This is a genomic window from Rufibacter aurantiacus (assembly GCF_017916345.1).
Classification (GTDB): Bacteria; Bacteroidota; Bacteroidia; order Cytophagales; family Hymenobacteraceae; genus Nibribacter; species Nibribacter roseolus.
This window is the reverse complement of record NZ_JAFMSV010000003.1, coordinates 152,460-174,821: the sequence shown is the minus strand read 5'-3', so window position 1 is coordinate 174,821 and position 22,362 is coordinate 152,460. Positions and strand designations below refer to the sequence as shown.

The 22,362-nt window shown below is 50.0% G+C and carries 19 protein-coding genes; 9 read left to right on the top strand and 10 right to left on the bottom strand.

The features are described from left to right. Positions 1–118: 118 nt before the first annotated feature. Positions 119–844 carry a spheroidene monooxygenase gene (locus J3P34_RS11295; protein ID WP_210488773.1) on the top strand — a complete coding sequence of 242 codons (726 nt, stop codon included), beginning with the start codon at positions 119–121 and terminating at the stop codon, positions 842–844. A 182-nt stretch (positions 845–1,026) separates the two neighbouring features. On the opposite strand, the gene J3P34_RS11290 is transcribed toward J3P34_RS11295, so the two are convergent. Next, on the bottom strand, positions 1,027–1,683 hold the full coding sequence (locus J3P34_RS11290; RefSeq protein ID WP_210488771.1) for a PKD domain-containing protein: 657 nt from the start codon (positions 1,681–1,683) through the stop codon (positions 1,027–1,029). Between the two features lie 485 nt (positions 1,684–2,168). Between J3P34_RS11290 and leuS the strand changes: the two genes are divergently transcribed. Next, positions 2,169–4,940 carry a leucine--tRNA ligase gene (leuS, locus tag J3P34_RS11285; RefSeq protein WP_210488770.1) on the top strand — a complete coding sequence of 924 codons (2,772 nt, stop codon included), beginning with the start codon at positions 2,169–2,171 and terminating at the stop codon, positions 4,938–4,940. 104 nt (positions 4,941–5,044) lie between these two features. Here leuS and J3P34_RS11280 read toward each other — a convergent pair whose 3' ends face one another. Beyond that, on the bottom strand, positions 5,045–5,374 hold the full coding sequence (locus J3P34_RS11280; RefSeq protein WP_210488768.1) for a hypothetical protein: 330 nt from the start codon (positions 5,372–5,374) through the stop codon (positions 5,045–5,047). Between the two features lie 87 nt (positions 5,375–5,461). Between J3P34_RS11280 and J3P34_RS11275 the strand changes: the two genes are divergently transcribed. Further along, positions 5,462–5,737 carry a hypothetical protein gene (locus J3P34_RS11275; protein ID WP_210488766.1) on the top strand — a complete coding sequence of 92 codons (276 nt, stop codon included), beginning with the start codon at positions 5,462–5,464 and terminating at the stop codon, positions 5,735–5,737. Positions 5,738–5,753: 16 nt separating this feature from the next. Here the strand turns inward: J3P34_RS11275 and J3P34_RS11270 are convergent, their stop codons facing one another. From J3P34_RS11270 to ispG, 5 genes are all read right to left on the bottom strand, one after another. After that, complete coding sequence (locus J3P34_RS11270) at positions 5,754–6,107, bottom strand: MmcQ/YjbR family DNA-binding protein (RefSeq protein WP_210488764.1); 354 nt, start codon at positions 6,105–6,107, stop codon at positions 5,754–5,756. 80 nt (positions 6,108–6,187) lie between these two features. After that, the gene (locus J3P34_RS11265; protein WP_210488762.1) at positions 6,188–6,433 is read right to left on the bottom strand and encodes a hypothetical protein; all 246 of its coding nucleotides are present in this window, start codon (positions 6,431–6,433) and stop codon (positions 6,188–6,190) included. Then, positions 6,434–6,520, bottom strand: coding sequence for a DUF2167 domain-containing protein (locus tag J3P34_RS22460; RefSeq protein ID WP_428480474.1), 87 nt, complete (start codon positions 6,518–6,520; stop codon positions 6,434–6,436). A gap of 214 nt (positions 6,521–6,734) precedes the next feature. Continuing rightward, positions 6,735–6,908, bottom strand: a complete 174-nt coding sequence (locus J3P34_RS11260; protein WP_210464769.1) for a DUF6728 family protein — start codon at positions 6,906–6,908, stop codon at positions 6,735–6,737. An 87-nt stretch (positions 6,909–6,995) separates the two neighbouring features. After that, entirely contained in the window at positions 6,996–8,987 is a 1,992-nt protein-coding gene (ispG, locus tag J3P34_RS11255) for a (E)-4-hydroxy-3-methylbut-2-enyl-diphosphate synthase (RefSeq protein ID WP_210488760.1), read from the bottom strand. 383 nt (positions 8,988–9,370) lie between these two features. On the opposite strand from ispG, the gene J3P34_RS11250 reads away from it, so the two are divergent. Next, positions 9,371–9,853, top strand: coding sequence for a hypothetical protein (locus J3P34_RS11250; RefSeq protein WP_210464767.1), 483 nt, complete (start codon positions 9,371–9,373; stop codon positions 9,851–9,853). 85 nt (positions 9,854–9,938) lie between these two features. Here J3P34_RS11250 and J3P34_RS11245 read toward each other — a convergent pair whose 3' ends face one another. Then, positions 9,939–10,313 (bottom strand): hypothetical protein, encoded by a 375-nt coding sequence (locus J3P34_RS11245; protein WP_210488758.1) that lies wholly within the window; start codon positions 10,311–10,313, stop codon positions 9,939–9,941. Positions 10,314–10,436: 123 nt separating this feature from the next. On the opposite strand from J3P34_RS11245, the gene J3P34_RS11240 reads away from it, so the two are divergent. Next, positions 10,437–10,928, top strand: coding sequence for a hypothetical protein (locus tag J3P34_RS11240; protein WP_210464765.1), 492 nt, complete (start codon positions 10,437–10,439; stop codon positions 10,926–10,928). Positions 10,929–11,050: 122 nt separating this feature from the next. Here J3P34_RS11240 and J3P34_RS11235 read toward each other — a convergent pair whose 3' ends face one another. Beyond that, positions 11,051–13,243, bottom strand: coding sequence for a glutamine synthetase III family protein (locus J3P34_RS11235; protein WP_210464764.1), 2,193 nt, complete (start codon positions 13,241–13,243; stop codon positions 11,051–11,053). Positions 13,244–13,487: 244 nt separating this feature from the next. Between J3P34_RS11235 and J3P34_RS22375 the strand changes: the two genes are divergently transcribed. After that, a complete protein-coding gene (locus J3P34_RS22375; RefSeq protein WP_210488756.1) occupies positions 13,488–15,335 on the top strand; it encodes an LTA synthase family protein in 1,848 nt (615 codons plus the stop codon). Between the two features lie 300 nt (positions 15,336–15,635). Further along, a complete protein-coding gene (gene mtaB / locus J3P34_RS11225) occupies positions 15,636–16,955 on the top strand; it encodes a tRNA (N(6)-L-threonylcarbamoyladenosine(37)-C(2))-methylthiotransferase MtaB (RefSeq protein ID WP_210488754.1) in 1,320 nt (439 codons plus the stop codon). A gap of 374 nt (positions 16,956–17,329) precedes the next feature. On the opposite strand, the gene J3P34_RS11220 is transcribed toward mtaB, so the two are convergent. After that, positions 17,330–18,379, bottom strand: a complete 1,050-nt coding sequence (locus J3P34_RS11220) for a bile acid:sodium symporter family protein (protein ID WP_282597081.1) — start codon at positions 18,377–18,379, stop codon at positions 17,330–17,332. 737 nt (positions 18,380–19,116) lie between these two features. Here J3P34_RS11220 and J3P34_RS11215 point away from each other — a divergent pair. Both J3P34_RS11215 and J3P34_RS11210 read left to right on the top strand, forming a co-directional pair. Continuing rightward, positions 19,117–21,558, top strand: a complete 2,442-nt coding sequence (locus J3P34_RS11215) for an outer membrane beta-barrel family protein (RefSeq protein WP_210488752.1) — start codon at positions 19,117–19,119, stop codon at positions 21,556–21,558. A 130-nt stretch (positions 21,559–21,688) separates the two neighbouring features. Then, the gene (locus J3P34_RS11210; protein WP_345890354.1) at positions 21,689–22,339 is read left to right on the top strand and encodes an OmpH/Skp family outer membrane protein; all 651 of its coding nucleotides are present in this window, start codon (positions 21,689–21,691) and stop codon (positions 22,337–22,339) included. The last annotated feature ends 23 nt before the right edge of the window (positions 22,340–22,362 follow it).

Sequence of the window (22,362 nt, the reverse complement as noted above, 5' to 3'; positions counted from 1 at the left end):
ATTAAGGAAAAGGGAGTTTCGGCTCCCTTTTTTCATGCCCGCACTAAGGCTTGTGCCGCATCTGCTTTTGGGCTACATTTAAGAAAACAGGCGTAAAACCATCATCTTTATTTCCGGCTTGGCACTTTCCTCACCTTCTGCTCCTGCGCATACTACCCTCTCCTTATTCGGCGTGAAGCCCGGTCACTGGCGCTGGGGCCTGGCCCAAATGGGCACCTCGGTACCTGCGTTACAAAAAGTAAAAGGGTTGAATTTCTTCAAGCTGCTAGGCAGCGGACAAGGTCGGGGCTTCAGCCTGAAACCCAACTGGTACCGATACGGCCTAATGGCCACCTGGGAGAGCCCTGCTGCGGCTGAGGACTTTTACATGGGCCATCCCCTATTAGAGGAATACCGGCAGCACACCTTTGAACAGTACAACCTCACCTTACAACCGCTGCAGGCGCACGGCCTTTGGAGCGGCCAAAATCCGTTTACCACCCAAACCATACCGGCCCCTGCCAATGCCCCTATTGCCGTATTAACCCGCGCCTCTATCCGGATTACCAAAGCCATTGATTTCTGGCGGCACGTACCCCAAGCTAGTGCCAGTTTAGATCATGCCCAAGGTTTGTTGGCCTCCATCGGTTTAGGCGAGGCTCCCTTTCTACGGCAAGCCACCTTCAGCCTCTGGCGCGATGAAGCCAGCATGAAAGAGTATGCTTACCGGATGGCTGCTCACCGAGAGGTCATTAAAAACACGCGCGCCCGCGGCTGGTACTCAGAGGAACTGTTCGCGCGTTTTAGGCCTCTTTCCAGTCAAGGCACCTGGAACGGTGTTGATCCGTTGGCAGAGTTGCTTTAGGTAAAATTGGGTTATTAAAAACGCCTAATCAAATAAAGATTTCAACCAGGTATTTTTAAATCAAATGTAACTTGATGATTAATTCAGAGAGACAAACATCTTGTTTAAACAAATACTTTGGAGTTTTAGCAATTGTTTAATACTCTTATAAGTTAATATGGACAATAGCCAACTAAACTTTTTTACAATTCTCCCAATTTTATTCTATCCGGCCCAACATCATTGCCAGACATTTTGAGGAACTCTGAATCATTATTCAAATCTATCACGTGGTTTTGGAATAATTTCAGCCAAATAGAGGGTCTATTAATATATTTTATATTATTATAAGTCAGGATAATACCTGCTAAGGCTATTCCGTTGAGACCACCAATAAAATTAGACTTTGAAAAGATTTGATCAGAGGTAGTTCCAGGGGCAAGGTTAAGGCTCACTGAACCAAAATTTTCTGGATTATCAATATAAGTTTCAAGATTCACTTCGCTCCGGCTGCCGTTTTTTATTTGGTAACTTAACGTACCTGGGAATATTTGCACTTCTTTAGAGCTACTCTTATTTCCTACTTTTAGGGTAACAGTATAACTTCCTGCCTTTGTATACTTATGAGTTACCTTATAACCGACATCAGATGATGTACCATCTCCAAAATTCCAGTTGTAATTTATACCTTTTACTGTATCAGTGGCGACAAATTCAACATCACTGTGCAAATAATTTGATTCTTGCTGAACTATAAAAGTGGCGTTATATTGTTTTATATCTTCGTATTTGTCTTTACAAAAAGTAAAAAATATAGAAATTATAAAAATAAATAAAAAGTGACTGTTTTTAATATTCATAAATTGAACGTTATTCTAAAATAATATCTTTTAAAATGTTTATTTATATAGTATTAAGCCTCTTATAAAAAAAAGTTTTATATTACGGTTCAAATATTTCCTAATTTAAATTAGAATGGCTTCCTAAAGCTAGACGTTTAACCACAATTTAACAATCCAACTTAGAACTTTTTACTAGTCTCTAAATTCCACTAAAGGAACTCCTACCTTTTTGCTCCCTTTCAGTTTATTCTTTAACCAATAGCAAGTAAAATAGTCACCAGTTATCCTTTTTTTCAATTTTACTTTTATATTTCACATTTTCCTTCAGTAGTTCTACTTTCTCTCCACTGTAGACAAATACTTTTGAGCATCTTTCACTAAAACGGCCCCTAATCGCATAGAACAGGCTTAAAAGAAATTCCTTACTTTTGCAGATAGCCCTTGCGGCAAAGAAAAACAGTGTACCTAAACCCTGCTCCTACAGCAAACAACCATAAAAACTGATGTCAGAGTACGATTACCGGAATATTGAGCAGAAGTGGCAGCGCTTCTGGAGTGAGAACAAGACGTTCAAGACCGATATCAACCCAAGTAAACCCAAGTTCTACTCGTTGGATATGTTCCCGTACCCGTCCGGGGCTGGTCTGCACGTAGGGCACCCGCTGGGCTACATCGCCTCTGACATCGTGAGCCGGTACAAGCGCCTCAAAGGCTTCAATGTGCTGCATCCAATGGGCTTCGACTCATTTGGTTTGCCGGCCGAGCAGTACGCCATCCAGACCGGACAGCACCCGGCCGTGACCACCAAACAGAACATTGAGCGTTATATTGAGCAGCTGAACAACCTTGGCTTCTCCTTTGACTGGGACAGGGAGGTGCGTACCTCAGACCCAGATTACTATAAGTGGACTCAATGGATTTTCATGCAGCTCTTCAACAGCTGGTACAATTACGATACCGACAAAGCCGAGCCAATTGACACGCTGGTAGCCGAGTTCAAAATGCGCGGCAACACCCACGTGAACGCCGCCTGCGATGAGGACACCCCGCACGTGACCGCTGATGCCTGGGCCCGCTTATCTGAGAAAGAACAACAGGACTTTCTGCTCAAATACCGCCTGACTTTCCTTTCCGAAGCCGTGGTGAACTGGTGCCCCCAGCTAGGAACCGTTCTGGCGAACGATGAGGTGAAAGACGGCGTATCCGAGCGCGGCGGCTATCCGGTGGAACGGAAGTTGATGAAGCAATGGATGATGCGCATCACCGCCTACGCAGAGCGCCTACTCCAAGGCCTGGACACCATTGACTGGCCTGAGCCAGTAAAAGATATGCAACGCAACTGGATCGGGAAATCCGTGGGGGCAGAATTGCATTTCCAACTGGACGGCCACGAGCACAAGCACATCACCGTGTTCACCACCCGCATTGACACCATTTTCGGGGCGAGCTTTGTGGTCTTGGCGCCTGAGCACGAGTACGTAGAGGAAATCACCACACCGGAGCAACGCGCCGAGGTAGAGGAATACGTGACCTGGGCCAAGAACCGCTCAGAGCGCGACCGCATGTCTGATGTGAAGCACGTGACCGGAACTTTCACAGGTTCTTATGCCATTAACCCGATCTCAGGAGAGAAAATCCCGGTATGGATCGCTGATTACGTGTTGGCGGGCTACGGAACTGGTGCCGTAATGGCCGTTCCCGGCCACGATACCCGCGACTACGCCTTCGCGAAGAAATTCAACCTGCCTATTCCGGAAGTGGTGGCCGGTGGTGATCTTTCTAAAGAAGCTTACGCGGCCAAAGAAGGGATAATCATCAACTCAGACTTCCTGAACGGCCTGGAGGTGAAAGACGCTATTAAAGTGGGAATCCAGCGAGCAGAGGAACTGGGCGTGGGCAAAGCCCGCGTGAACTACCGCATGCGCGATGCCGTGTTCGGTCGTCAGCGTTATTGGGGCGAGCCGGTGCCCGTTTATTACAAAGACGGAATTCCTGACCTGCTGGAGGAAAGTGAACTGCCTTTGGTGTTGCCTGAGGTAGACGCGTACCTGCCCACCGAGACCGGAGAACCGCCTTTGGGCCGCGCCCACGATTGGAAATACCGCGGGGAGTTTGAGTACGAACTGAGCACCATGCCCGGTTGGGCCGGCTCCAGCTGGTACTGGTACCGCTACATGGACCCTCAGAACGAAAAGGAATTCGCCAGCAAAGAAGCCATCGACTACTGGCAGAACGTGGACCTTTACATTGGTGGTTCTGAGCACGCCACCGGTCACCTCCTCTACTCCCGCTTCTGGAACAAGTTCCTCTTTGACCTGGGGCTGGTAAATCAAGAGGAGCCGTTCAAGAAGCTCATCAACCAGGGCATGATCCAGGGTCGGTCTAACTTCGTATACCGCATCAAGGATTCCAACACGTTTGTTTCATTTGGCTTGAAAGACCAGCATGAAACCACTGCCCTGCACGTGGACGTGAACATAGTGGAGAATGATGTACTGGATCTGGAGCGATTCAAAGCCTGGAGACCTGACTTCGCAGATGCGGAGTTTATTCTGGAGGATGGCAAATACGTGGTAGGAGTGGAAATTGAGAAGATGTCCAAATCCAAGCACAACGTAGTGAACCCCGATGTGCTGGTGGAGGAATACGGTGCCGATACCCTGCGCATGTACGAAATGTTCCTGGGGCCATTGGAGCAGTTCAAGCCCTGGAACACCAACGGCATGGACGGGGTGTACAAGTTCCTGCGGCGTTTCTGGAAGCTGTTCTTTGATGAACAAGGCAACTGGGCCCTAACCGAGGAGGCACCAACTCCGGCCGAGCTAAAGTCGTTGCACAAGACCATCAAGAAGGTGGAGGAAGACATTGAACGTTTCTCCTTTGGGACCAGCGTGAGCCAGTTCATGATCTGCGTAAACGAACTCACTTCTCTGAAAACAAAGAAGCGTGCCATCCTGGAGCCTTTGGCCGTGGTACTGGCCCCTTTCGCACCGCACATTGCGGAGGAACTTTGGAGCAGATTAGGCCATAGCGAAAGCATCACCTACGCCACTTACCCAGAATGGAAAGAGGAATTCCTCACCGAAAGCACCTTTGACTACCCAATCTCGGTGAATGGAAAGGTGAAGACCAAACTCACCTTTGACCTGAAAACCTCTAAAGAGGAAGTGGAGAAAGAAGTACTTGCCTCCGAACAGGTGCAGAAACTTCTGGAAGGCAAACCGGTGAAAAAGGTGATCGTGGTTCCGGGTAAAATCGTGAACGTGGTGATCTAGGGTTTTTGCCTTATTTCCTAAAATTACCTTTAAAACAGAAAAGGCCAGCTACTGTAGCTGGCCTTTTCTGTTCACATACACCGTCTTACTTCTTCTGGTTTCCCTTAACCACCCCAAACCAAATGGGTAAAACATACCTGATGGGCAATTACCTGACCAGTGGTATCAATTACAAACTGCACTACTACCATCCCCTCCACACACTCCTTATATCTTAAATTACTTTGCATAAACTTTAACATGGAAGGCAGCCCACCATGTTTGTATTCTGGCAGTTGTTCAATTGGAAAAATACAGAACAGTGTATCTGTTACTTCCCCTTTTGCCTTCTGGATGGTTGACTGCTCCGTTTGCTTTTTTTGCCCCAAGGTACTCCCGGAGGAAAGAAAAACAGATAGGATAATTAAGAGTGTAGCAGTAGTTTTTAGTATCATTTTGTAAAATGCAGTTCAAAAAAAGGATGCTATCCTTCCTTGCATTCCATAAAATTTCATACCTATACAACATTAAATTTTACGTCCATGAACAAACGCTATGATATTCTCCTGGGCTTAGCCTTGTTAGCGGCCGTAGCAACCGGCTACTTCTTCAACCAGAACAGGTATTTTCATATCACCTCGGGCGAAGAAGTCAGCAAAGTAGTTTATGCAGGCTTTGAGAATAAAGCCAAATGGCGGGTAGAATGGCACTTTAACTATGAGGCTGGCTCTACTGCCGGAGTCGCTACCCTTGGCCTTGGGTTGATCCTTTTTGGGGTGGCTGGAAGAAACCGAAGAAGAGTCTCCAGGGTAAGCTGATTAGTTCCGGTTTCCTTTACAGCCCTAACTCCGCTCTCACCTTCTTCGTCATTCCGGCCACCACCAGATCATAAGAGTGGTCAATGAGTTCGGTCATTAAACCCATAGGCAGGAAAGCCTCAGGGAGGACGGTGTTCCAGTGTTTCTTGCTCATGTGGTAACCTTCCTTTATGGCGGGGTACTGTTCTCTTAATTCAACCGCCCGCTCCGGGTCACATTTCAGGGCAACGCCAGCGGCGTAGTCAGACAGGCTGCAAAGGGCAAACATTTTACCGGCCACTTTGAAGACCAGCGTGTCCTGGTCAAAGGGAAGGGTTTCCTCTACGTGCGGTTTGCTTAGGCAATACTCTCTTAAATCCTCTATGTTCATAGGGCCTGAAGGTAATAAAAAGAGCCCCCTTCCCAAAGAGGGAAAGCGGCTCTTCTATTTATTGTAACTTCTATAAAAGATTACGCTTTGGTTTCCATTTCATAAGCTGCCTCTTCTGCTTGCGCGGTCACTGGCTCCTGCTCATTGGCGATGATGTGTTCAAAGATTTGTGATGCTTCCAAGCCTGATTCTGCACCTTCTTTAGCAAAAGCAACGTGAGATTCAGATTCTTTTTTAAAACTGAAGAACCTTTTTAAGCCGCTGAACAAAGCTACAAGGGCCAGGGCAATCAGCTTCCAGAACTTAACGCCGGTCAGCAGAATCACTTAATAGAACTTGGCCACGAAGGCCAGGATACCAACTTTGTCTAACACCTCACCAGCAATCAGCCCTCCAATTCCGTAGGTCGCCACTTTACCAAAGAAAGATTGAAGTCGGCCTACTGGTTTTCTTCGTTTAGCCTCACGCTGGCCAGCAGCGCCGGAATATCTTTCTTGATGCCAGGCAACATGTGCATATCCCAGATGGAATTCAAGGTTTAGCGCTTTCCTGAAATGAAAATTCCCATTTAGGGGCTACTTTCTAAAATCGCCTCCTAAATGGGAATATATCTATATCGCGGGGAAATCAGGAACGGGTCATCAGTTTGAACACCAGGTAGATCAACCCGCATAGGAACATGATCATTGACACCTTGTTGATGGTGTGCATGGTGCGCAGGTTGAAATTGGTTTTGCGGTTTGGGTCCTTCTTGCGGAAGAAGTAGGTTGCCACTTCGGTGAAATCAAATAGGCCTTTCATATAGGTTTATATCTGCTGTTAAGTGTGCTTCTGTATATAATTAGAACAATCTCAGGCCAGGAATGATTTACCTGTGGGCAAATATATTTAGGCCTCTACCCCTACCGGCTCATTCCAGTTTCCGTCTTCCCTGATGAGTTCAATGAGCTCGTCTACGGCGCGTTCCTCCGGCACTGATTTCTTGATCACCTGCTGTCCGCGGTACAACGCGATCTTGCCTTTGCCCACGCCCACGTAGCCGTAATCGGCATCGGCCATCTCGCCGGGGCCGTTCACTATGCAGCCCATGATACCGATTTTCACGCCCTTTAGGTGATCGGTGCGCTTACGGATCATGGCGGTGGTTTCCTGCAGGTCGAACAGGGTACGGCCGCAGCTAGGGCAGCTGATGTACTCGGTTTTGCTCATGCGTGTGCGGGCCGCCTGTAGAATGCCGAAGGAGAGTTTGTTCAGACTTTCCAGGGTGAAGAGCCAGTCTTCTTTGCTGCGGTGGCTTAGGTCTTGGGTGCTGAGCAGCACGCCATCCCCGAAACCATCAATTAAAAGTCCGCCCACATCAGTGGCAGCGTAGAGCTGCACCTGTTCATCGGTGAGGTCTTCATAGGAGCGCTTGATAATGACCGGTACCGGCTGACCCTGGTTCATGAGGCGGATGAAAGCCTTGCGCTGCTCCGGCATGGCGTGCTCATTCTGCGTCTCCAGGATGAGAACCACATCCGGCCGATTATGCAGCGTTTCTATAATATCGTTCGTTAACTGGCCCAGCGTCACCTGCACAAAGTTCAACTGCGGATGCCAGCTACTGGCGGTCTCAAACTGCACGGCAGTAAACAAAGGATATCGCTCCTCGCGCTGCTCGGCTTCCAGCCAGGCGGTATAGTCCACTATCTCCTTTAAGCCGTTGGGCAGCATGAACGAGATGGGCGAACTGCCGGTGTACACGTAATCCGCGCCCTGGTCAGACATATGGAATTTGTCCAGTGCAGCCGAGTAGATGTGGCCCACCGGCCGAAGATCCTCGTAAGTGATTTCTTCCAGTCGGCTCAGGTCGGCTACCACGCGGGGCACGTTGTGGCCGCCCAGGTTCAGGACCTCGCGGGTTTCGCGGCGGTGGTACTGGAACGGGTTGTACGGCAGGTTGCAGATGGGTTTGATGGGCGTGTGCCCGGCCCGGGTGGTATAGCGATCAATGAGCATCTTGGCCACCGGCGCTTCCAGCTCAGGGGCTTCCGTGAGGGAAACCCGCACGGTATCACCTAAACCGTCTTCCAGCAAAGTACCGATCCCCACCGCAGATTTCACGCGACCGTCCTCGCCTTCGCCGGCCTCGGTCACGCCCAGGTGCAGCGGGTAAGGCTGCAGCTTTTCTTCTTTCAGTTTCTGCACGAGCAACCGGTAGGCCTGCACCATTACCTGAGTATTGCTCGCCTTCATGGAAAGCACCACGTCATAGTAGTTGAGGTCTTCGCAAATGCGCAGGAACTCCAGCGCGCTCTCCACCATGCCCAGTGGGGTATCACCGTAGCGGCTCAGGATGCGATCAGACAAAGAACCGTGATTGGTGCCTATGCGCATGGCCGTGCCGTACTCCTTGCAGATGTTCACCAAAGGCGTGAAGCGCTCCCTGATACGGTCCAACTCTGCCTGGTAAGTGGCATCGGTATATTCAATGGTCTGGAATTTCTTTTTATCGGCGTAGTTCCCGGGGTTCACACGCACTTTCTCTACCAGACGGGCGGCCAGCTCGGCAGCATTGGGAGTGAAATGGATATCAGCGATGAGCGGAACGTTATAGCCGCGGGCCCGAAGTTCTTTCTTGATGTTGCCCAGGTTCTCGGCCTCTTTCACGCTGGGTGCGGTAATACGCACGTACTCACAGCCGGCCTCCACCATCCTGATCACCTGCTCAACTGAACCCAGCGTATCCATGGTGTCTACGGTGGTCATGGACTGTACCCTGATGGGGTTCTCGCCCCCCATTGCCAGGTCACCAATACGCACTTCGCGGCTCAGGCGGCGGGTATAATCAGTAAGGCTAGGACAATAGATTCCGCCCAGGGAAAGGGATTCTGTATTCATGGGAAATGATGTTTCCATATTTCTTTAACCAACGGCTAAACCAGATTGTTCAGCGTAGCATTTGTAAAAGTACGACGTTTTTTTGACCTGCGCAGCTATGGGTCTGCCTGCATGTACTCTAGACAGTTTTCTCCTTTACAAAACCGTATAGGTGGTCAATTTCTTTTTAGGTAAGCCAGAAATCATAAACAGGCACATTAAATTTTTTTATTTACTTTAACTACTTAGTAATAAAGCATTAAGCCACTCTAAGGTGCTCTCTTGGCGTGTGATGCCTGGTTTATTTGGCCACTATGCCTTAAGTGGCCGGCATCTAATTGCAGTGAACAGAAAACACCTATGTTAAATAAGGCGTACAATATTATGCTAAACTAACTGCAGCTATGTCTCTACTGTTTTTATCCCAAAGCCAACGCCAGGTAACTGCCTTGCTCCGGAAAGCAGGCATGGACAACATCAATATCCCCAACACCATCCAGACCACCCGCGAGACTGCCGAGAACTGGCTTTACCAGGAAATGGAGCAGGGCAACCTGCCGTTGGTGTTCCAGATGGTGAAAGGTGAATGCCTGGAAAAAGACTCCCAGCTTTTGTTTGATGAACTGAAGGATGTGGTAGTGGCCAAGTACATAATGCGCATGGGCATGGCCTATGATGCCGCTTCCAAAACCGCATCGGTGATTTTGCCTTTCATTCTGAAGGCCATGGTAGAGCTGCTCCAGAAAAATCCCATGTTCAAGAATTGGTGGGACAACCTGGACCTGCGCAAACATCTCCCCAGCAAAGAAGATATCAGGTCAAAAATAAGAACGGTGGGGAAATCCTTTTCCGGTAACCAGTCTTCTGAAAACGGCGCGTTCGCTTAAAGACTAGCGTCTGTTTTAAAGCCGTTTCAGGAAAAAGAGGCTATAAAAAGGTTCAGTGCTTTCTTCACCTGTAAACCGACTTTGTTTATTCCTGCTCCGCTTCTCCCTGCCTTAACAAAGGGTCCTCAGTGGAGGCATTGGCCTCTCCTTGTTCTTTCAGGCGGTCAATCCGGTTAGCGATCCGGTCGTGAACGCGGTCATCCTGCAGATAGGTCTGCTGGTCAAGGTCGAATTCTGCAGGGTTGAACTCTAGGGCCAGTTCATGGAGCTGGAAAATATAGGTGTCAATGCGGTTAATGGCCTCAGAGACGAACTCGCTGGCGTGGTCATTTTCCTCCGAGAGGCCCTCTTTGACCTCTTCGGCCTGTCGGATCTCATGCTGGATGATGGTTTCGGGCTGGGTTCCTTTCAAGCGTTCGTGGTCTAACCGTTTCTTGAATTCAGGGATATCAAAGTCCATAGTAGGTGTTTTTTGATGGCACACTCGTAGACCGGATACGTGTTATCCTGCCCTGAGTTAAGTCCTGCATAAAAACATTTGCCTTTATGGCCGTAGCCCCAAGAAAACTTTATAAAACCATCTATGCCCGTTCCGTTTCTACAGAGAAGTCATGCCTTTGCGGCGCAATTGTTGCACAAAGCCGGTTTAAAGGCCACCCAGATTCCGCAGGCCATTCAGGTCACCCGCGAAACCGTGGAGCAATGGCTGCAGAAAGAGATGGAAAGCGGCAATGCCCAGCAAGTGCTGGAGGTTCTGAAAGGCCATGTGCAGGAGAAAGGCCCTAAACTGCTGTTTGATAAACTGAAGGACATGCTGCTGGTAAGGCTCATGTTGCACCTGGGCATCAAAAGCGCGATGGCCACCAATATTGCCACCCTCATCCTGCCCTTCGTGCTGAAGCGCATCTTTGACCTGGCCAGGCAGAATCCCAAAATGCAGGCCTGGTGGCGGGAACAGGAATGGCGCGAGCAGATGCCTACCATCAGCCAAATTAAATCAAGGATCAAGGAACTGGGGCAAAGCTTCTCCCCTAACCGCACCAACCCCTCTAATGACCAGCCGCTGTTTATTTGATAAAAGTACCTGACCAAAATTCCGTTTCAAGGCTGATTCTAGAAAACAGAGCCTTAAACAGCGTATAAACAAAAAGCCCCTGCGCACCGGCAGGGGCTTTTTGTTTATGGAGAAAGGTCCTATTAATGACGGAACATCATCTCGCGGTATTTCACCAATGGCCATTGCTCATCGGCAACGATCAGCTCAAGCTTGTCAACGCTGTAACGGATGGTGTCAAAGAAAGAAAGTACTTCATCTGTGTACATGATGGCCCGCTCACGGGTGTCTTCAATCTTGTTGGCCACCTTGCGCTTCTCAATCATGGCATCTACGTTCGTCTTGATGGTAGTCAGGTGACCGGAGATGGTTTTGATGGTGTCCAGCGTGGTCTGTGTGTACTCATTGTCCTCCAACCCGATGTCACGGAGACCTTTGATGTTCTCCACCAGAGTAGTCTGGTAAGCGATGGCGGTAGGGATGATGTGATTCATGGCCAGGTCACCCATCACGCGGGCCTCAATCTGTACGCGCTTGATATAGTCTTCAAGCAGAATGTCATGACGGGCGTGTAACTCACGGGGGCTGAAAATGTTGTGCTTGGTAAAGATCTCCATAGCAGTTTCATCTACCAGTTTGTCCAAAGCCTGTGGCGTCTTGCGGATGTTGCTCAACCCACGGCGCTCTGCTTCTTCTTCCCACTCTTTTGAGTAACCGTTTCCTTCAAAACGCACAGCTTTGGAAGAGATCACATACTCACGCAGCACATCAATAATGGCTACTTCTTTTTTCTTGCCCTGGGCCATTAAAGCATCCACGCTGTTCTTGAAGTCGATCAGTTGATCAGCGACAATGGCGTTGAGGGTGGTCATGGCGTTGGAGCTGTTGGCCGAGGAACCTACCGCGCGGAACTCAAACTTGTTACCAGTGAAGGCGAAAGGCGAAGTACGGTTACGGTCAGTGTTGTCCAGTAGGATTTCAGGGATCTTGTCGATGCCCAGTTTCAGGTACACGTTGTCGCCTTTGTCTAACGGTAACTTGGCGGTACGCTCCAACTCATCCAGCACCTCTGTCAGTTTCTTACCGATGAACACAGACATGATAGCCGGTGGTGCTTCGTTTGCGCCCAGGCGGTGATCATTGCTTGCAGAGGCGATGCTGGCGCGCAGCAAATCCGCATAGCGGTGCACCGCTTTCACGGTGGTGATGAAGAAAGTAAGGAACTGCAGGTTTTCTTTAGGACGACGGCCCGGCGCAAAAAGGTTTACGCCGGTGTCGGTGCTCAGGGCCCAGTTGTTGTGCTTGCCGCTTCCGTTCACGCCTTTGTAAGGCTTCTCATGCAGTAATACCTTAAAGTGGTGCTTCTCGGCAACGCGGTCTAACAGGTCCATTAACAATTGGTTATGGTCAACTGCCAGGTTAGCCTCTTCAAAGGTAGGAGCGCACTCAAACTGGTTTGGCGCCACCTCGTTGTGGCGGGTACGCAAAGGAATACCCAGCTTGTGCGACTCGGCCTCGAAGTCAATCATGAAGGCGTGCACTCTTGACGGAATAGCCCCGAAGTAGTGGTCTTCCAGCTGCTGGCCTTTGGCCGGCTCATGCCCGAATACGGTTCTGCCGGTCATCACCAGGTCTGGACGGGCTTCATACAAAGCACGGTCCACCAGAAAGTACTCCTGCTCAATACCCAACGTGGCGGTTACCTTGGTAACGTCTTTGTCAAAGTACTGGCAAACGTCAACGGCGGCTTTCTCAACCAGGCCAAGGCTTTTCAGCAAAGGCGCTTTGTAGTCAAGGGCCTCACCGGTATAGGAAACGAAGATGGTAGGGATACAAAGGGTTTTGGCGCCGGCGTTTTCAATGATGAAGGCCGGAGAGGTTGGGTCCCAGGCGGTATAACCGCGGGCCTCAAAGGTGTTACGGATACCGCCGCTTGGGAAAGAAGAGGCATCTGGCTCCTGTTGTACCAGGGCGCTGCCTTTAAATACCTCAATGGCGCGTCCGTCTGAGCTCAGGTCAAAGAAAGAGTCGTGTTTCTCGGCGGTCTCACCGGTCAACGGCTGAAACCAGTGGGTGTAGTGGGTAGCTCCGCGGCTAAGAGCCCAGGTCTTCATGGCTCCCGCCACGGCATCGGCTAGGTTACGGTCTACTTTGCTGCCGGTCTTAATGGCAAACTGCAGGCGTTTGAAATAATCTCCAGCCAAAGTAGCGCGCATGGCCTCTAAACCAAATACGTTACTTCCATAATAATCAGAGATTTTGTCAGAAGGTAGCTTCACCTCTACTGGCGTGCGTTGGTTTACCAACTCAAGCGCCTTAAAACGAAGAATGGCCATGAAATTTGTTTGTTTTTAAAAGATGGATCAAATGTAGGGCAGAAAATCTTACTTTCAAGCATTACCCCTAATTTTTTGAACCACTTTTTTAAATTTACTAACTACTTTCAAGAGAATACCCCTCTATTTTGATACCCATTTTTCCAAACAAGCATTGGATTTTCCTACATACCCCCTCAAAACACATAGTCTTCTACAAAGTGTCTCTTTTTTGAGGATGCCCTTTATGCGGTATATTTGACCTGTGAAAAGAATACTATTCAAAGCCTTCGGGTTTTTTTTCTTCTGGACCCTCTTCTTTGAGATATGTCGGGCCGTTTTCCTCCTCTACCATTCTACCAAAACCTATGCCTTAACCTCTTCTGAGATTGGGAAAGTGTTCTGGTACGGTCTCCGGATGGATCTATCCTTCGCCGCTTACCTGAGCGTGATCCCGTTTCTGCTCTTTTTGAACGAGGTGGCCTTCAGGAAAAGGGTCTTCCTGAAAATTGTCTCTGTTTTCACCTATGTACTGCTGCCCATCCTGGTGCTGTTGGTGACCATTGACCTGGAACTGTACTCGGCCTGGGGCTTTAGGCTGGACTCCACTCCCCTGCAATACCTCAACACGCCCGCCGAGATGCTGGCTTCCACGGCCTCGGCTCCGGTTTGGCTTTTGGCGCTCCTTTACCTCTTGCTGTTGGTCATAGGCATATTGGGCTTTAGGTTCATCAGCCGGAATTGGTCTGTTTCTCCAAAAAGAGGCGTAAAACAATTATCCGGTGAACTTTTGCTCAGTCTTTTCCTGGTGGCTTTGCTGGTGCTGCCTATCCGGGGCGGTTGGCAACAGATTCCCCTGAACCAAAGCGATGTTTACTTCTCTTCCAAGCTTTTCGCGAACCACGCCGGCGTGAATGTGCCCTGGAACGTCATGCATTCCTTGCTTAAAAAGAACCACAATACCAAGAACCCCTACCAGTACCTGGACGAGAAACAGGCGCAGGCCATGGTGCAGGAGTTGTACCAGCCCAAGAGCGATTCTGTTCCTTCTTTGCTTCGGGTGAAAAGGCCTAACGTGCTATTTATCATCCTGGAAAGCTACACCGCCAAGTTCATTGGAGCGCTGGGTGGCCCGGCCGAGGTGACGCCTAACTTCAATGCACTGGCCAAAGAAGGCATCCTGTTCCAGAACATCTACGCCGCCGGAGACCGAAGCGAAAAAGGCATGGTGGCGCTGCTGAGCGGCTATCCCGTGCAGACCACCACCTCTATCATCAAAACCCCGAAGAAAACGGAGCGCCTGCCCCAATTGGCCTCGGAGCTGAAAAGATTAGGCTACGCCACCAGCTACTATTATGGCGGGGAATTGGCCTTTGCCAACATCAAGTCTTACCTCATCAACGGGCAGTATGACAAACTGCTTGAGAAGTCTGATTTCTCTAGCGAGGATTACAACTCAAAATGGGGCGTGCATGACCACATCCTGTTTGACCGCGTACTGGCTGAGCACCAAAACCCCAAACAGCCGTTCTTTACTACGGTATATACCCTCAGCAGCCATGAGCCGTATGACATTCCTATTCCGGCGAAATTCCCGGGCACAGATGAGGAAACCAGTTTCAAGAACGCCTTCTACTACACAGATTATGCTTTAGGCCGATTCATCTCTGCCGCGAAGAAGATGCCCTGGTGGCAGAATACGCTGGTTGTGCTGGTAGCCGACCACGGGCACCATTTCCCCGGCCGCGACCAGAACGATGCACCCAGCAAGTTCCGGATTCCGCTCCTGATGACTGGCGGCGCCCTGGCCGTGAAAGACACGGTGGTGACCAACATAGGCTCCCAAACCGATCTAGTGCCTACCCTCCTGCAGCAGATGGGACAACCCACCCACCAGTTTGCCTGGAGCAAGAACCTCTTGGACGCCAATGCCACCCCTTTCGCATTCTACGTCTTCAACGATGGCTTCGGGATGGTCTCGCCGCAAGGTGCCGTAACCTTTGACAACGTTTCGCAAAAACCTATCCTCCGCGCCCCCGGAGTTACCGACAAACAGGTAGAACAAGGCAAAGCCTACATGCAAACCAGTTTCGGGGATTTCCTTAAGAAGTAGTTATTGGTGATTAGTGTTTAGTTGTTCTTGGGTTGTTTTCTGAAAAGGAGCCCTAAAACATTTACCGGAGTTTTGCTCTTGGTTAAGCGATCATTGTAGGGGCACCTCTTGTGGGTGCCCTTTTCCTTTGTTAAACGTATCCATAATGCTTGGGGAGTTACCCACCAGATCATTAACCGAAATCCCGTTTTAAGCTTTATTTCTTAAAACAACCTCAAAACTCTAGAGATCAAACACTAATCACTAACAACTAAACACTATTAACTATTTCCGGTTTCTCCGTACCTTTGTGCCTTGATTATGAAAAAGGTAGCATTCTATACACTAGGCTGTAAGCTCAACTTCTCAGAGACTTCTACCCTCTCCCGGATTTTCCAGGAACGAGGGTTTGAGAAGGTGGAGTTTACAGACACCCCCGATATTTACGTCATCAACACGTGCTCCGTCACCGACAATGCCGACAAGAAATGCCGGAAAGTGGTGAAGGAAGCGCTCAAGCACTCGCCTAACGCGTTCATCACCATTGTGGGCTGCTATGCCCAGCTCAAACCAAAGGAGATTTCCGAGATCCCCGGTGTGGATGCCGTTTTGGGTGCCGCCGAGAAGTTTCAGTTGGTAGACATTCTGGAGACGTTTGAGAAGAAAGACGCCCCGCAGGTGCATGCCAGCCCGGTATCTGAGGCCAACACCTTCGTGAACGCCTACTCCTTCGGAGACCGCACCCGCACGTTCCTGAAAGTACAGGACGGCTGCGACTACTCCTGCACCTTCTGCACCATTCCGCAGGCCCGGGGCAAAAGCCGCAGCAACACCATTGAGAAAGTAGTATCCGAGGCCCGCACCATAGGCGACTCCGGCGTGAAGGAAATTGTGCTTACCGGGGTGAACACCGGCGATTTTGGGTTGCAGGAAGGCGTTCGCGTGGAGAATTTCTTCCAATTGGTGCAGGAACTGGACCAGGTGGAGAACGTGAGCCGCTTCCGGATTTCGTCTATTGAACCTAATCTTTTGAGTGAAGAGATCATCAGGTTCGTAGCGGGTTCTCAACGCTTTATGCCGCACTTCCACGTTCCGTTGCAGTCGGGTAGTAACAAAATTTTGAAGCTCATGCGCCGCCGTTACCTGCGGGAACTGTACGCCCAGCGGGTAGAATGGATCAAGACTGCCATGCCGCACGCATGCATCGGGGTGGACGTAATTGTGGGCTTCCCCGGCGAGACGGAGGAAGATTTCCTGGAGACCTACAACTTCCTGAACGGATTAGACATCAGCTACCTGCACGTGTTCCCGTACTCTGAGCGCGCCAACACCCTGGCCTTGGACCTGCCTGGAGTTGTTCCGCAGAAAGAGCGTAACCGCCGCGCCGATATGCTGCGCATCCTGTCTGAGAAGAAGAAACGCGCTTTCTACGAAAGCCAGATCGGGTACGAAGGCCGCGTCTTGTTTGAAGCTGATATTACCGATGGCTATATGGAAGGCTTCACTGAGAACTACGTGCGCGTGGTGGCCAAATATGATCCCGTGCTGGTGAACGAGCAGAAACACGTCCGGCTCACGAACATCACTTCGGCCGGATTGATGGAAGCCGAAGAAACATACCACGAAATGCTGGCGCATTAGAAAGAGCAGTAGAATATCATTTTTATAAAGGCCCAAGAAAAGCAAAAGGTCCAGTTATGCATGACATAGCTGGACCTTTTAGTTTTATAAGAATGTAAAATCGTCTTCTCTCTTTTGTTATCCTGAAAGGATCTTGTGGGCAGGGGTAATGGCTTTTAAAAGCGTTTCTATTTTGGGCAATTATACGCCAATCAGGAGATTGGCAGTTCAATGGTGCGGAGAGCGCTGTCGCTAACTCTCCGCACAACAAGGGATACTGGCACACTAAACAAGCTGTATTTATTATAAACAGAAATGCCCTGTTGGATGAACTAGGCAGGGCATTTCTGTCTATGGGTTTAGAAAAAAATAAGGTAAGCAGTAAAGGTGAAGGCTTAAGCCGACACTTCAAGGCTAGTCCCCTGCCGGGCCATGCGCTGGGCCAGAATACTGGCGGCAATCAATTGCAAAGCGTGGTACAACATGAGCGGCAGAAGAATAATGCCCACGATATTGGCATCGGGAAAGATGACTTTTGACATGACCGTGCCGTGCACCAAGGATTTCTTGGAACCGCAGAAAATGGCCGTGATCCGGTTCTCACGCGAGAATCCCAGCAGATTGCCCAGCAGGTGAATCAACCCAAAAACCAGGAAGAACAGCGCCACCATAGCCCCTCCCAACAAAAGTAATTCCAAAGCACTGAAGCCTTTGAACATCTCCCTTGCGAAGGAATCACAGAAAGAGGAGTACACGATGAGCAGGATTATGGTTTGGTCAAACAGGCGTAGCCGGGCCTTCTGCCGCTCGGCAAACTCCCCGAACCGTTTGTTCAGCAGCACCCCCAGCGTCACCGGCAAGAGCACCTGCAACATGAGCTTGAGGATAATGCTACCCAAGTCCATCTCGGCCGCCGAGCTGGTGCTCATGAAAAGGCCCATCCAAAGCGGAGTCATAAAGACCCCAATCAAACTTGAGATGCTGGCGTTGAAGATAGCCCCCGGAAGGTTGCCTCCCGCAATAGAGACCATCACCACCGAGGAAGAAACCGTAGACGGCAGGGCCGCCACGTAGAACACGCCCAGCCATAACAACTGGTTTTCTTCTCCGCCCAACAGCACATTCGCCAGAAATACCAGCAAGGGAAACAGCAAAAACGTACTCAGCTGCACCACCAGGTGCAGGCGCCAGTCGCTGAGGCCGGCTTTTAGTTTGGCGGGGCTCAGGCGCATACCATAGAAAAAGAAAATGAGCGAAACGCCGTAGGTGGTGATCTCTTCCAGGGGCAAAGGCCCGTTCTCCTCTCCTATGTGGGGCCAAAGGTAGGCCAGCAGAATCATGGCCAGAAGCGCCAGCAGAAAGTTGTCCAGTCCCAGGCGTTTCAAGAACTTACTTCCCCGCTCCCGCACGGGCACCAGGGCTACTCCGTTGTTTTCAGTATTCAAAACTATTCCTCCAGCCCAAAATCAGGTTTGCTTTCAAAAACTGATTCAAGCCTCTTTTTTATGATTCAGCCCAAAAATAGGAGTACGGATTTCGGGGGTAAAGTTTTTGATCTAATAAATAGAGACAGGATCGGGCTTCTTTTTGGGTCTGGGATTTTTTTAGTCTGGTCCAAAGAAATTCTGCCTTGCTCAGGCAACTCTTTTGTAAGGCTGTGCATCTTTCGGGTAAAGCATCTCACCGCTTCTTGTATTGGCGCTAAGTAATGGCGCAACCACGGCTTTGGCGAGGAAAAAGGAGGCTAAACGCTCTTTTCACAGAGAACAGTTTTAGACCTGATTTAAAGAAAACGCCCTGTAAACGCTAGAAAGGCACAATTTGGCAGGAGATAAAATTAATTTCAAAAAAAAATGAAACAGTACCTTGCTTTACATAGTACCTTATTATATCTTTGTTCCATCCTTAGAGAAAAATCCAACTAAATCATTTAATAGCCATGGAAACTTTGACCGTCTTTCAGCTTCTCTTTCAGGTATTGTTCTTCCTAGGCTCCTTCACAGCCTTGGTTTTCGCCTATGTGTTCCTGTTGTCAGGTCATGGAGCATCTCGCCATAAAAAGGCATTCACCGCCCCTGGACCTTTCCAGCTGTAGCCCCTGAGGCTTTTTTTTTCTACATGTACCTTGCATTACCCAGTACTATAAAGTAACCACCTCTTCAAATCCATACCACATACCATTATGAAAAAGTTCTATCACTTCCTCCTCTTATTAGCCGCCCTGGCCTTCCTGACCCAGGCCGCCCTGGCCCAAACCCCTGGCGCTATCACCGGTTTGGTGGTGGATGATAAAGGCCAACCGCTTCCTTACGGAACTGTGGCCCTGCTAAAAGCCGCCGATGCTTCCCTCCTTTCCGGCGCAGCTATTGAACTGGACGGAACCTTTAAAATGAAAACCCCGTCCCCAGGGAAATACCTGGTGCGCATCAGCGCGATGGGCTTCGCCAACCAGGACCTGCCAGTTGTGGAAGTGAATGGTGCCGGTTTTTCACATGATTTCGGAAAAATAGCCCTGAAACAGGACAGTAAGGTGTTGAAGGAAGTGACCGTGAACAACCTGCGCCCAGCAGTGGATGTGCAGGCCGATAAGATGGTAGTGAGTGTGGAAGGAACCGCCATGGCCGCTGGCAATACCGCCTACGAGGTGCTGGCAAAATCGCCGGGCGTGTGGATAGACCAGGACGGTAACATCCAGTTGAATGGCAAACAGGGCGTGAAGGTGATGATAGACGGAAAACTGACCTACCTGGACGGCAAACAATTGCAAACCATGTTACAGGGCATGCCCGCCGACAACCTGAAGAACCTGGAAATCATCGCCAACCCAAGCTCTAAGTTCGATGCCGAGGGTACCGCCGGGATTATCAACATCAACCTGAAGAAAAACAACCTGAATGGCCTGAACGGCAGTGTGTACGGCGGTTACCAGTACAACACCAAAACCACAGCCAACGGCGGCGTGAACCTTAACCTGAAACAAGGTAAATGGAGCTCCTCCGCCACCCTGGACCTGGCCCAGCGTCCCCGCAAAAGAACCTTCAGCATGAACCGCACCTTTGAGCAGGAAGGCGAGAATTCTTACCTGAACCAGTCCGGCAAAGAAGAAGGCACCACCTTCGCCCCCTCGGCCCGCCTCACCACCGACTATGACCTGAACAAAAACCACAGCGTGGGCGCTACCGTGAGCTTGTCCAGCTCCCGCACCAATTCCGGCGTGAACACCAACTCTACCCTCCTGGACCCCACCGAGGCCGGCCCCATCTACAACCAGACCACCACCCACAACAGAGGCAAATTCTCCAGCGCCTCTCTCAACGCCCACTACGTAGGCAAACTGGATACCCTGGGCACCACCTTGTCTGCTGATTTTGATGTGGCACGCATCAAAGACACCAGCCCCAGCGATTTCCTGAACTATAAGACCCACGCTGCAACCGGCGCCATTGAATCTGAGTACTTTGAGACCCTCAACCCTACCTCTTACCATATCTACTCGGCCAAAATGGACTATGTGAGACCTTTCCCGTCTATCAAAGGCAAGCTGGAACTGGGCGCCAAGGCCAGCTACGTGGAGTCTGACAACCAGATAGATTTCTACACCCTGGAAGGAAGCCAGCGCATACCAGATGCCAAACGCAAAGGCGACCACTTCATCTATGACGAGAACATCTACGCCGCCTACTCCAACTTCAGCGCCACCCTTACCTCCAAAGTGACCCTGCAGGCCGGTCTACGCGCCGAGTACACCGACTCTGAAGGCAACTCCATCCCAGAGCAGAAAGTAACACCCCGCTCTTACCTGGATCTTTTCCCCAGCGTGTTTGTGCAGCAGAAAATCTCAGATAACTACACCATTGGGTATAACTACAGCCGCCGCATCTACCGTCCGCGCTACAGCAACCTGAACCCCTTCCGGTTCTACATTGACGCCAACACCTACGCCCAGGGCAACCCGTACCTGAAACCTGAGTACACCAACTCTTTCCAGGTGACCCAGACCTTCAGACAGAACTACAACCTGATCTTTGGGTACGCCCACACCAAAGACGATATTTCTGAGGTGCCCGCCTTCTACCCTGAGACCAACACTATGGTGTTCCAGCAGCGGAACGTGGAAAGCGAAGCCTGGAACGCCACCCTGGTAGCCCCGGTGACCATCACCTCTAAATGGAACATGAACAACAACCTGACCCTCTCTTACCAGATCTTCAACACCATAGTAGACGAGAGAACCATCCGTAATGCCCAAACCATGGTTATGGCCCAAACCAGCCACAACATCATGTTGCCCAACAACTTCAAGATGGAGGTGAACGGTTCTTACCGTGGCAAAGGGGTGTTCAACGTGTACAAGACAGATCCTGCCGGCTGGGTAGACGTAGCGGTGAAACGCTCTTTCCTGAAAGACCAACTGGAAGTGAACCTGGCCGTGACGGATATCTTCCGGACCCAGCGAATGAAAGGTACCTCTGAGGTAAACGGCAACATCAACCATATCAACATGTACCAGTTTGGCCAGAGCGTGCGTTTGAACCTGCGGTACCGCTTCAACAAAGGCGAGAAATTTGAAATGAAACGCCGCAACGGCAACCTGGATGAGGTGAACCGGGCCGGTGGAAATTAATCTCTTGACCTGCACTTTCTCCGGCTTACAATTAATTTTCTTAAATTGAGGCCTTAACCCATGAACATGGGCCGCGAAAACCAAATCGTGGCCCATGTTCAACCCATTTTACATCAATTAATTATAGACTGTGAGCGTATCTAAAAAGCTTATTTTACTGGCTGTCATTTCAGCTTCCTTTGCCGCCTGCAACAACGACAAGGCATCTAAACCTACCACTGCCGCTACCACGGAGACCACTCCAGCCGCCGCCACTACCGCCGCGGAAGAAGATGAGGATGCTCCTGCCGTAGCTTCGCCGGCTGCCGAGATAGTGTTTGTGAACTCAGATACCCTTCTGAACAGATACCAGTACTTTAAAGACGTGAAAGCCCGCCTGGAAGCCAAAGGCAAAAGAATGGAATCTGACCTTAGAGGCAAAGCCTCCAGTTTCCAGAAGGAAGTGGAGCAGTACCGCCAGACCGGTGCTGGTATGACCCAGGAACAACGGGCCGCCACTGAGCAGCGCCTGGCCCAGAAAGAGCAACAACTAGCCGCTCAGCAGCAGACCTCCGGAAACCAACTGGCCAAGGACGAGAACGATGAGATGAAGAAGATCTACGAGAAAGTAGAGGCGCACCTCATGAAAATAAGCAAGGAGAAAGGCTACAAAATGGTCCTGACCTATACCCGCGGTAACAGCGCCATCCTTTACGGAGATGCTTCCCTTGACATCACAGATGAGACCGTTAAGGGCCTCAACGAAGATTACAAAGCAAACAAACCCGGAACAAAGAAATAATCTTTTAAAAGGGTTGAGATAGA